Raw genomic sequence first — 12763 nt, 5'->3', positions numbered from 1 at the left:
GTCATTACGTCGCAATAAATCAGTAAACAATTTATTAACGCATAAAAGCTTGCTTGTTAAAGCAGGCTTTTTTTATCTTAGGGCAAATCAAACCCTTGAAAAAATATGAGTTTTAAAACCCAGCTCAGTTCAATTTTTGTTGATGAAAACAATATTCCCCCCGAATTTCAGATTGAAGAAGTACACCAGCGCGAATACCTGAGCGGTGGCGAAATGAAACCCTGGAACGGTGAAGTAAGCGAGGTTTACTCGCCGGTTGGCTTTTGGAGCCCGGACGGCACTTTCACACGTAAGTTGATCGGCACCTATCCTGTTTGTACCGAAAAGGAAGCTTTTGAAGCTTTGGATGCCGCGCTTGAAGCCTATGATAACGGCCGTGGTGAATGGCCTACCATGAGCATTGCCGACCGCATTAAATGCATGGAGCGCTTCATTTATAAAATGAGCGAACAACGTACGCTGGTGGTAAAGCTGCTGATGTGGGAGATCGGTAAATCATACGCCGATTCGGCTAAAGAATTTGACCGTACCATTGAGTACATAAATGCTACTATTGATGCCCTGAAGGATATTGACCGCCAGTCGTCCCGCTTTGAAATGGCCGAAGGACTGGTAGCCCAGATCCGCCGCTCGCCGTTGGGTGTGGTACTTTGCATGGGGCCGTTCAACTACCCGCTTAACGAAACTTTTACTACCCTGATCCCAGCGCTGATCATGGGGAATACCATTTTATTTAAACCACCTAAACATGGTACACTGCTGCATTACCCACTATTAAAAGCCTTCCAGGAATCGTTTCCTAAAGGAGTGGTGAATACCATTTACGGTCGCGGTGCCGTAGTGACCCCGGGGCTGATGGCATCGGGTAAGGTGAATGTGCTGGCCTTCATTGGCTCAAGTAAGGTGGCAAACGATCTTAAAAAGCGTCACCCTAAAATTAACCGTTTAAGGGCTGTTTTAAGTTTGGATGCCAAGAATGCAGCCATCGTAACCAAACATGCCGATCTGCAGCAGGCGGTAAGCGAGTGTATTTTGGGTTCACTGTCATTTAACGGACAGCGCTGTACTGCCATTAAAGTAATATTTGTGCACAAAGCCGTTGCCGATGAGTTTTTAAAACTATTGAGCGAAGCCGTTGCCAAACTTAAATTCGGCCTGCCATGGGAAAAGGATGTAAAACTTACTCCATTGCCCGAGCCGCACAAGCCGGCGTATTTAACAGATATTGTAAACGATGCCTTAGCCAATGGTGCCAAAATCATTAACGAAAACGGCGGCGAGACATCTGCTTCGTTCTTTTTCCCGGCTATCGTTTACCCGGTTAATGAAAACATGAAGCTGTACCGCGAAGAGCAGTTTGGCCCGGTGATCCCGGTAATCCCGTTTGAGGATATTGAGGAACCGATCACTTACCAGATTGACTCGCCGCATGGTATGCAGGTAAGTATTTTCAGTAATGATGCCAAAGAAATTTCATCGCTGATAGATCCCTTTGTGAACCTGGTGAGCCGCGTAAACATCAACAGCCAGTGTCAGCGCGGACCAGATGTATTCCCATTCACCGGCCGTAAGGACAGTGCTGAAGGAACCCTTTCGGTACATGATGCTTTGAGATCGTTCTCTATCCGCTCATTGGTTACCACCAAAATGACCGAAACCAATAAAAACATCATCAACGAAATTGTGAATGATAACGATTCCAATTTCCTGAGCACGAAGTTTATATTGTAAAGTTAAAACCACCGCAAGACTTACGAAGTTTTTAAAACTTCGTAAGTCTGATTTTCCGTTATTCAAAATCTGGTAACCAGGCGTCATTACGTTTTTTTTCAGGTTTCCCCTGATGGATACTCGCAATGACGCTTTTTATTTATCCGCTTATTCCTTAATCAAAAAATATTTGCATCTTTGCAGCAATTCCTTAATTGTTAACCCTTTAATATTTTAAGGACTATGCTACAGAGTATCTCATCCATATCCCATTAGTGCATCACCTTTAACAGGTAGAGACAGCAATTCTTTTGTTTTATTTAAACGATTTGATCGGTTTGTTTTAACCGGCGATAGGTTTTGTTTGTCTGCGGATTTTTTATGTGTTGAAGGTTTGGCTTGCGCTTTTCAAAATGGGTAGATCCCTAACCCGGGGGCGAATTTTTTGAAAATCATAACAGATTTTAATGAACTAAACACGTAAAGTCCGATGGACATACATGATTTGCCGTACCGTCTAAAATCGGCACGGAGAAAAAAGCGATTGGTTAAAGAGGCTTTTGATAAAAAGCTGATCACCTTAAGCAAACAACGACAAGAACTGAACAATCAGATTCGCCAGTTACCACCTATCCCTTTGGAAAAACCCTACCAAAGGGGTTACGTACGCTATTTTATTTTACGCAGCGACATTGCACGCAATGATAAAGCCGAATTTTATCAAAACTTACTCAATAAAATAAACGTGAAATGGTGGCACCACGATAAATCCTTTAAAAAGAAAAAGCGCCGCAAATGCAGGTACACTTATTCAGAGAAAGAGCAGAAGCTAAAGGAGATCGAGCCCAACGAGTTTCACGGTTCAAAACTTAACCTTTCTGATGCTGAAAAACGCTGTTTTTATTTAAAAGAAATATGGGATGCACGGTGTCAATGCTGGAAGCCTACATATGTTTTTACCGAACAATGGCGATTTGTATTGGTGGTCAAGCCACACATTATCTACACTGTAAAGCAAATTGACGAAGAGCTTGAACAACAGCTTGGTAAAATCAATGAATTTATAGACTGGAACGGTCATTTGCCCCGCATTCTCAGGCTAACGGATAAAACCAATAACCGATGGGATTGGGATTTCTATGAACACCCTAAATACATTAACGAATTTAAAAACAAACCGAAGTACACCTCAAAAGAGGCTTACCTCGACTATTAAACGATATATCCTTATGGGCAATTTAAAAACAAAAGAATTAACACAAATAGGTTACGCTGATAATAAACAGCGCAGCCTGGCAGTGAATATAACAGGCAGGCACTTTAAGCATTACAGCAAAGCTGAGGTAATTGATCTGTTAAGTAAGATCAGGCAACAACCCGGTGCTTATTTAAACAATGATATAACCGGCAAAATAGCCGAAACATTCATTAACAATAAAAATGAAGCTGTAACTGCATCTTACGGGTTAAAAGATCAACATGCACCATTAAATATTTATGGCGAAGAACATATTGAGTTATCCGCCATAAAGCAGATGGAGCTTGCCCTAAAACTCCCGGTTAGTTTGCAGGGTGCACTGATGCCTGATGCGCACAGTGGTTATGGCCTGCCCATTGGCGGGGTACTTGCTGTTAAAAATGCGGTGATCCCTTACGGCGTTGGTATGGATATCGGCTGCAGGATGGCTTTATCCATTATTGATGCTGATGAGCGTTTCCTGAAACGTTACAACTACCAGATGAAGCAGGCTATAAATGATCACACTCATTTTGGAGCTGATGGCGGGTTAAGTAAATCACAATATCACGAGGTATTGGATAGCCCGGTGTTTAATCAAACACAACTGCTTAAAAAACTGCATGGCAAAGCCGTAAAGCAACTGGGCTCATCGGGCAGCGGCAATCATTTTGTGGAGTTTGGGCTGATAGAACTTTACGCGGATAATGAGCTTAATCTGCCACCTCAACAATATCTTGCTTTGCTGTCGCATTCGGGCAGCAGGGGACTGGGGGCAAATATCGCACGGTATTACACACAAATTGCTATGGGTACCTGTAAGCTTCCGCGTGAAGTTCAACCATTGGCCTGGCTTGATCTTGATACCGAGGCCGGGCAAGAGTATTGGCTTAGCATGACCCTCGCAGGCGATTATGCAAAGGCTTGCCATGATCGCATTCACACCAATTTGCTAAAGGCACTGGGTTTAAAATCGTTGGCTAAAGTAGAAAACCATCACAATTTTGCCTGGAAAGAAGTGTTGGCAGATGGAACCGAAGTCGTCATCCATCGTAAAGGTGCTACGCCGGCACATTCCGGAGAATTGGGAATTATCCCCGGCAGCATGGCCACACCCGCTTATTTGGTAATGGGCAAAGGGAATAATGATGCTTTACAATCTGCATCGCACGGCGCCGGCAGAGCCATGAGCCGTAAGGACGCCAGGGAGAATACAACAGCTTCGGCGGTAAAAAAAATGCTGACCGATGCCGGGGTAACCCTGATTGGCGGAAGTTTGGAAGAAAATCCATCCGCCTATAAAAACATCGAAACCGTGATGGCGGCCCAGCAGCAATTAATTGAAGTACACGGTAAGTTTTACCCGCGTATAGTAAAAATGGATAAAGAATAATGAAAAAGATCATACAAATTACGGCAGGCAAAGGTCCTGCCGAGTGTTGCCGCGTTGTTGTTAAGGTTAGGGACATGATCCTGAAACAGGCAAAGGCACAAAATATAGCGATCTCCGTAACCGAAGATAAGCCGGGCGACAAAGGCGGCACACTCCTGTCATCTACTTTAATGGCAGACGGTGATCAATTGGAAAACCTGTTGAGAGATTGGCAGGGAACTATACAGTGGACGGCACAAAGCCCCTACCGACCGGCACATAAGCGTAAAAACTGGTTTGTAGGTGTTGAGGTATTTGATGTTCCGGAGCAAACGCGTTTTGATCCAGCCGATGTGGTATTTGAAACCATCAGGTCATCAGGGCCGGGCGGGCAAAATGTAAATAAGGTTGAAACAGCAGTGCGCGGTGTACACAAGCCTACCGGCATACAGGTTACCGTAATGGATAGTCGCTCACAATTACAAAATAAGAAGCTATGTTTAACCAGGCTTCAGGAAAGGATAACCGCGCTGCAAAATGGTAGATTAACAGATCAGCAACAAAGTCAGTGGCTGGAGCATCATTCGCTTGAGCGGGGCAATGCGGTTAAGGTTATCAAATTACCCCTGTAATCATCAGTACGCTATTTAACTGCGGTGAAGTTTACGTTGGGTCTTAAAATCAATAATAATTAATGTATTTTAGGGCCCAACGTAAACTTATACCGATCACATTATTTCATGAAGCTATTTTACACACTCGCATTTGCAATTTTCCTGCTTCCATTTTTCGTCTCTGCCCAAAGCAATTACAAACAAGGATATGTTATCACCAATAACGGCGAAACCATTAATGGTTTTATTAATTATAGAGAGTGGTATTCCAATCCTAATAACATCAGCTTTAAAAAGACGCTTAATGATAAGGCGCAAACTTACCACCCAACAGATCTCGGCTATTTCGAAATCTCCGGTCTTGAAGCTTATCAATCAGCTATGGTAGCTATCAGTTTGGGCAAAACGAATATCCAGACGATTAAAGATGAGATTGACACAAGCTCTAAAACCGATCAGGTGTTTTTAAAGATCATAAAAAAGGGAACCAACGTATCGTTGCTATCATATACTGATGCACTTAAAACGAGGTTCTATGTCACTGATAATAAAACAGGTGCCGCTCCACAGGAACTGAAGTATCAGCCTTATCTCGACAAAGATTCGCCAGCATTAAAAAAGAAAAACATTTATTATGCACAACTTATCGCACTTGCTAATAAATACCACGCTGATGATGCCACTAAAATTATTGACCGCATTGTAGTGCTCAATTACAATGAGGATGAATTGCTCAGGATAATTAATATCATCAATAATGATGATACCACAGCCCCCATCAAGAAAAACGGAACACGGACGTGTAACCTGTACGTAGGTATCGGTTTAAATGCCAGCAGGGTAACCCGATCAAGCAATCCATTTGCCGGGACTACTAATGTGGAAAAAGCCTCGTACCTACCCGAGTTGGTTTTTGGTATCGATGCGCCCTTTAATCCCAATACCGGTCGTTTGGTTTTCAGGACCGAGCTGGTGTTGGAGATGATCAAAGCCCGGATCAGCAATTATGATTCTGAGTATAGTGCATTAACGGTTAATACTTATTCGTTTACCCAAACAAGCGTGTCATTAAGGCCACAACTTATCTACAGTTTTTTTAACGGCAGTAATTTGAAATTTTATGCGGGTGGCGGTGCTGCTATTAATTTTTCGCGGTATAGCGGGGCTAATGTAAAAAAACAGGTGTCAAGTGCTACCGTAGCTGGTTATAATTCGGTTCAAGAAGAAAAAGTACCATCAAGCGGTGGTACCTGGTTTGCGCCAATTGCAAAGGCCGGGTTTATCATCGATAAAAAACTGGATATCAATTTTGGTTACAGCCCCTCAATAAGTATTCAATCGGCTGCTGATATTTTGGGTGTATCTGTTACCACTGTTGAGGCCGGTGTGAATTATCGCTTTTAAACAACTTTCCTTTTTAACTAAATTTACAGAGTTTCAAAAACTTTGTAAGTTTAGCCGGAAAGTAACTGTATCACAGTTGTTAATGTAATTATGGGAGTATATTCATAATTTGGCTAATCGGTTCAACGTGCTGAAATTTAAATCAAATGTATATCACTTGTATATCACTTTAAAAAGCACAGGAACCAGGTATCAGATCAAGCCGCTTACCGTTCTCGTTCTCCTTACTGCCTTACAGTTGATAGTTACCCTGCTCAGTAATGGGTTTGTTTTATCGTTCGATGAATCTATCTGGCATTATATCGGGCGTAATTGGTTCAGGCATGGACTTGTTCCCTATACCGGCGGGGCCGACAATAAATCGCCTTTTATTTTTGCCATTTTTGGCCTGTCCGATGTCCTTTTTGGCGTAAATTATTGGTTCCCCAGGGTGCTGGCAACACTATGCCAGGCTATCGGCATCTATTATCTTTACAAAATAGCCCAAAAGCTTGCGGGCAACACAGCGGGATTGTTAGTGTTGCTGTTTTATGGCCTGTCGTTACTATGGCATGCCACCGGAAGCCAATATGTGGCATTTACCGAAACCTACGAAGTAATGTTTATGACGGTTGCGGTGTACCTGTACATCAATGCCTCAAACAAGCAAGCTTTTTTAATCAGTGGCCTGTTGGCCGGTATAGCAGTCGATTTCAGGCTTTCGGCTGCCTTTGTTATACTCGCGATTTTGATTCATGCACTGTTCCGGAAACGTTTTACTGATATCCTGATATTTTGCCTTGGTGTGGTATCAGGCTTGTTAGTTTTGATAATCAGCTGCGCTTTGGCTGGCATTGATCTCCATCAGTTATTGATAAACGGATTGTTAGATAACTTTGGCAAAGGCAGTGCGACTGACCATACAGCGGCCTTTAAATTTGACAACTTTTGCCACAGGTTTCTTTACTCGCCGCTTGTGCTGTTCTACCCATTAGTATTGCTTTATGTTTTTATTAAAAGAAAAATAGATCTCCCGATTTTATGGTGCGTGCTGGCATTTACTGCCATTAATATGATAGGGATCTATGATGCAGTGCATTTAAAAGATCTGTTGCCCTCCCTGGCACTTATCAATGCCATAGCTGCCACATATCTTATTGAAAAATACAAGCTGCCCGCTGGTTTAGTAGCTTTAGGGATTGGTATTATTTTTTTTCCGTCGATGGCTGTGCCGATAGCTAACCTGAAAGTTTTGTTAGGTAGTGCCGAATCTCCAATAATTTATGGTAAAGCTCCATATGTAAATCCGCCCGAAGGAGACCGTAAAGCATTAGGGAAATGGATCAAAGCCCATACTAATAGCACAGATTTGGTGTTGGTGCACAGCTTTGGTACCCAGGTACAGGTTTATTCGGAAAGATTATCACCTACCATTTATTTTAATATTACTCAAACGCCGATAGCCAAAGCTCGATTTTACCAGGATCTGCAAAAAAATAAACCGGCCATGATCCTGATCCCTATGTTTCCCGAATATCAAAACCTGGTTGATGCCGATTTGCGTGCCTTTGTAAGCAATCTGGTCAAAAGCAATTATCACCTGGAAAGGATCATGTACAACTATCAAATTTTCAGGATCAATAAATAAGCTTTATTTATAATTTAAATAAGCATCCAGAACATCTAACCTCATCTTATTCAAATCGGCTGTTTCTGTATTTGACAGCAGGATAAGAGTTATCCCTTTATCTATTAAATGCACCCAGTTTGATTCGTTTCCGTAGCCTCCGCCCTGCCGCTCGGCAAAAATGGTATTCGACTTCCCTATTTTCCGCGGGTATACCCAAAAGCCAAATGCAACATCGCCAAGTTTGGGATAGGATGTCAGCATCAAATCTACAGTAGCCTTTTTCAATAGTGTATGGTTAAATATGGCCTGATCAAAAGTGAGCAGGTCCTGCGGTGTTGAATACATGGCCCCTGCCGAGAAATGATTATCGATATAGTGATAGGTAGGCATAATTAAAGAATCAACACTGCCTGCTTTGTTGTAATAACCTTCATCAAGGTTAGGAACAATATCCTCGTGGTGCAGGTAATTGGTATTATCCATGTTAAGCGGGGCCAGGATCTTTTCTTTCAAAACAACTTCAAATGGCTGTTTGTAAATTTTTTCGATGATCCTGCCCAATAAAATAAAGTCGCCATTGCTGTAGTTAAATTTTGTGCCGGGAGTATCAATCAGTTTTTCGGAGCAATACCTGTTAATGAAGGTATCTACAGGCCATAAATTCTGGTCATAGGCTTCAGGGATAAATTTAGGGTCCATTTCTTTCAAATACCTGCCACTACTATAAGTAAGCAAATTGCGGATGGTTACCTTATGCGCTGCTTCTCCTTTATATTCCGGATAGTAAGCTGATATGGTTGAATCAAGACTGATCTTACCCTGTTCATATAGCTGCATAATGAGCACCGCAGTAAACGTTTTGGTAACAGAAAAAATCTGGAACCTTGTTTTGGGGGAGAAGCTAATATTATAATGCCTGTTGGCTAAGCCTGTATATTTTAAATAATCAGGCTTGCCGTTTTTGGCTATTAAAACGACACCGTTAAAATTTCGTTTTTTGACACAGGAGTCAATAATCCTATCAACTGCCTTATGCTGACCGTAAGCTGTAGTTATAATTAAGAAAAGGCATAGGTTTAAAAGATGTTTTTTCATTTGTGATTTGCAAACCAACAAATTAGGCATTAATAAGTTAACTTACAATTGCAGTAATTTTTAGGTGGGGGATACACTCCGCATTCCCCTTTTTAACTAGGTCATGGGCAGGTTGTAATGCAGGTTGCATTTTGGAAAATCATAAATAATCCTGCTATGTATTTACAGTATACTAAACTCCGTAGGAGTACCATGTTTATAGACAAAAATCGAATAGTATTGGCTCCGTAGGTGCCTCCTGTTACTAATGGGTTTAAACGCGTTTACTCTTAAAGTTCAAACAAATTAATCTTATATTACTTCCCACTGGCCCGCTTTACCATAAAATCCAAAGCGGCTTTATCCGGTAAAGTTTTAGCGCCGGGCTTTTCGCCCAGGATCATTATTTTATTATCGCTTGTTGTATAAGCCGGCCAGGCTGGTAAGCCTTTGCCATTCGGACTCCCGGTTTTAACAAAATTGGCCCAGTAAGTGCTCATGGTATTGGCCAGCTGCTGATCAACAGGCTCCCATGGGCGGTTCAGGAATTTGAGGTTATCATAGGCATAAGCAACTTCGCCGGTATGGAAAGCGCCATATTTAACAAAATCGGCAGTTGCCGGCAGACGGCGGGTAAAGCGATAAACGTAAATTTTTGACTTTCCTTTCTCGCTCTGCACGTTGGCCCAGGTATAGTTCTGGATCCCAAAGATCTGATCGCGGTTCATCTTGGTTTGAGATGTGGCAGCTTCCTGGTCTGACCCGGCCGGATATAGCTTTAGCAACTCATCAGCATCGGCACCGTATTGGGTGCTGATCATCTTTTTATAATCTTCGGCTGTTTTAGGCGGGCCAACAAAGGCATCATCTTCATTCCAGCCGGTAAGTACCGGCACGTCGTTTTGTTTATGCTCATTAAAAATATCAGCAATGCTTTCGGGTAAAACATAACCATCAATAACCGGGCGACTTTGGCCTTTGCCAACCAATTCGGCAGCCGGCTTATTCCGTAGTTCGGCAATGGAATTTGCACCTAATGCAGTTGCTGTTTTTAAGCCATTCTCCTCAGCCTCTTTTAAGCCGCCATATCCCCGCGGACTGATAAAACTGGCCCCGCTTTCGGCAATCGCGCTGTTAAACAACCCTTTCCCTAATGGCGACGCCACCAAACAATTTACACTCATTGACCCGGCCGACTGCCCCGCTATGGTAACCTTATCCGGGTCGCCGCCAAAGGCTGCTATATTCTGTTTTACCCATTTCAATGCAGCCAACTGATCCATCAAACCATAATTTCCGGAAGCGTTATGCGACGATTCCTTTGTTAACTCCGGGTGGGCAAAGAAACCGAAGATCCCTACACGATAGTTAATGACCACAAATATGATCCCCTTTTTAGCAATGGCCTCTCCGTCATAAATAGGCACGCCAGCGCCACCGCTTACAAAACCACCACCATAAATGTAAACCAGTACAGGCCGCTTTTCTGACGATGTTTTAGCGCCGGTCCATACGTTCAGGTAAAGGCAATCTTCGCTGATGGGCTCATACGGGATCAGGAATTCGCGCGTATAAACCCCAAAAGCATCCGGCTTGCCCTGCATTGGGCTTGCTGCAAATTCGGTGCATTTTTTTACGCCATTCCAGGGTTTTACCGGCTGAGGTTCTTTCCAGCGCAAATCTCCAACCGGGGGCGCAGCAAAGGGGATGCCTTTATAAATATGAACATCGCCACCCTGGTTGGTGAATCCTGATACTTTCCCTGCATCGGTAACAACAATATCAAGGTTTTTATTTTGAGCGATGACAGAGCAGGCCAGCAGCAAAAGCGACAATAAAAGAATGCGTTTCATTTACTTTAGGTTTAATGATTGGTTTGCTAAACTTACAAAGATTTCCTGAACAGGCCTCGCTTTAAACAACAAACGCTTTTGTAACAATCCTCTATAATTAACAAAAACATCATATTGCATTTTAAATGCTTTGTTGATATTTGGCGAAATCAAAAATCTTTTTTCGCGATGAAGTTTAAACATCTGCTGCTTATTTCCCTCTCTTTCGCTACCGTTTCGGTATCGGCACAAAAAAAGAAAACTACAACAACTGCCCCGGTATCTGCATCAATTCCCCGCCCAAAGCTGGTTGTGGGTTTGGTGGTTGATCAAATGCGCTGGGATTACCTTTACCGTTATTATGACCGTTACCAGGCCGGAGGTTTTAAACGCATGCTTAATGAAGGCTTCACCTGCGAAAACACCAATATCGACTATATTCCTACTGTAACGGCAGCAGGTCATACTTGTATCTATACCGGTTCCATCCCTGCTATCCATGGCATCGTGGGTAATGATTTTATTATCCAGGCCACAGGTAAATCCATGTATTGCACAGATGACAGCACCGTAGTAGCTGTTGGTAGCACTTCAAAAGCCGGACAAATGTCGCCGCGCAACTTGCTGGTTAGCACAGTTACTGACGAGTTGAGACTGGCAACCAACTTCCGCTCAAAAGTTATTGGGATTGCCCTGAAAGACCGTGGCGGTATCCTGCCTGCAGGTCACTCGGCCAATGCTGCTTACTGGTTTGATGATGCCAGCGGTAACTGGATCACCAGTACTTATTATATGAATAATCTGCCTGCCTGGGTTAAAACTATTAACGATCAAAAAATTGCCGAAAAATACCTGAAACAGGACTGGAACCCACTATATCCCGTTGATACCTATATACAAAGCGCTCCTGATAACAGCGACCGTTATGAAGGCAAATTTGCGGGTGCCGCAACTCCAACGCTGCCGGTTAAAACTTCTGAACTTTACAAAGGCCGTATCGGCATGATCCGCTCTACTCCTTTCGGCAACACCATGACGCTTGATTTGGCAAAAGCTGCTGTTGAAGGCGAAAAACTGGGTAAAAATACCGTAACCGACTTTTTAGCCGTGAGCCTTTCATCAACAGATTATGTTGGCCACCAGTTTGGCCCTAACTCGGTTGAGGCTGAAGATACTTACTTAAGGCTTGACCAGGACCTGGCCGCGTTTTTCAATTATTTGGATGCAACCGTGGGTAAAGGCAACTATTCGGTTTTCCTGAGTGCCGATCATGGTGCTGCGCATAACCCCAATTTCCTGAAAGATCATAATATCCCTGCCGGTGTTTGGGACGATGGCAAAGCTGCAAAAGAAATGAACACCATGATCAGCGATAAATACAAGGTAGATAACCTGATCATCAGTATGGATAATTACCAGGTTAACTTCAATAACGCAGCACTTGCAAAAGCCGGCGTTAGCGAAGATGCTGTAAAACTGGATTGTATCGCATACCTGAAAAAACAATCGGGTATTGCTTATGTAATTGATCTGCAAAAAGTACAGGAAGCTAATATTCCTGATGATTTGCGCAGCATGATCATTAACGGCTATAATGCCGAGCATAGCGGGGCCATCCAGATCATCCTGAAACCGGCATGGTATACCGGTCATGGTACAAACGACCGTGGCCCAACCGGTACCACTCATGGTACCTGGAACCCTTACGATTCGCATATTCCATTGGTGTTTATGGGTTGGGGTATCAAACATGGCAGCCTTACCCGCCAAACACACATGACGGATATTTCGGCTACCATAGCATCCTTATTACATATCCAGGCACCTAATGGCTGTGTAGGTAAAACTATCAGTGAAGTTTTAAAATAATGTTGAAACAATAATTGCCTGCCGGGTGGCCGGAGATTGATA

9 protein-coding genes are annotated in these 12763 nt (G+C 43.0%); 7 read left to right on the top strand and 2 right to left on the bottom strand.

The window, feature by feature from the left end:
• Positions 1-105 precede the first annotated feature (105 nt).
• From AC59JO_RS27170 to AC59JO_RS27145, 6 genes are all read left to right on the top strand, one after another.
• The gene (locus AC59JO_RS27170) at positions 106-1731 is read left to right on the top strand and encodes an NADP-dependent glyceraldehyde-3-phosphate dehydrogenase (RefSeq protein WP_497309415.1); all 1626 of its coding nucleotides are present in this window, start codon (positions 106-108) and stop codon (positions 1729-1731) included.
• Between the two features lie 469 nt (positions 1732-2200).
• Entirely contained in the window at positions 2201-2926 is a 726-nt protein-coding gene (locus AC59JO_RS27165) for a hypothetical protein (protein ID WP_413670240.1), read from the top strand.
• Positions 2927-2939: 13 nt separating this feature from the next.
• The gene (locus AC59JO_RS27160; RefSeq protein ID WP_497309412.1) at positions 2940-4340 is read left to right on the top strand and encodes an RtcB family protein; all 1401 of its coding nucleotides are present in this window, start codon (positions 2940-2942) and stop codon (positions 4338-4340) included.
• Entirely contained in the window at positions 4340-4951 is a 612-nt protein-coding gene (prfH, locus tag AC59JO_RS27155) for a peptide chain release factor H (protein ID WP_497309410.1), read from the top strand. The genes AC59JO_RS27160 and prfH overlap by 1 nt, the downstream gene beginning before the upstream one ends.
• Before the next feature lie 108 nt (positions 4952-5059).
• Complete coding sequence (locus AC59JO_RS27150) at positions 5060-6337, top strand: hypothetical protein (RefSeq protein WP_497309408.1); 1278 nt, start codon at positions 5060-5062, stop codon at positions 6335-6337.
• A gap of 127 nt (positions 6338-6464) precedes the next feature.
• On the top strand, positions 6465-7964 hold the full coding sequence (locus AC59JO_RS27145) for an ArnT family glycosyltransferase (RefSeq protein ID WP_497309406.1): 1500 nt from the start codon (positions 6465-6467) through the stop codon (positions 7962-7964).
• 3 nt (positions 7965-7967) lie between these two features.
• Here AC59JO_RS27145 and AC59JO_RS27140 read toward each other — a convergent pair whose 3' ends face one another.
• Together AC59JO_RS27140 and AC59JO_RS27135 are read right to left on the bottom strand one after the other, a co-directional pair.
• A complete protein-coding gene (locus AC59JO_RS27140) occupies positions 7968-9041 on the bottom strand; it encodes a serine hydrolase domain-containing protein (protein ID WP_497309404.1) in 1074 nt (357 codons plus the stop codon).
• Between the two features lie 296 nt (positions 9042-9337).
• Entirely contained in the window at positions 9338-10873 is a 1536-nt protein-coding gene (locus AC59JO_RS27135) for a carboxylesterase/lipase family protein (protein WP_497309402.1), read from the bottom strand.
• 168 nt (positions 10874-11041) lie between these two features.
• On the opposite strand from AC59JO_RS27135, the gene pafA reads away from it, so the two are divergent.
• Positions 11042-12721: an alkaline phosphatase PafA gene (gene pafA, locus AC59JO_RS27130; RefSeq protein ID WP_497309400.1), complete on the top strand. Its 1680-nt coding sequence runs from the start codon at positions 11042-11044 to the stop codon at positions 12719-12721.
• Positions 12722-12763 lie beyond the last annotated feature (42 nt).

Source organism: Mucilaginibacter sp. A5337, assembly GCF_059690695.1.
The sequence above is the reverse complement of the archived record's forward strand: the minus strand, read 5'-3'. Positions and strand labels throughout refer to the sequence as shown.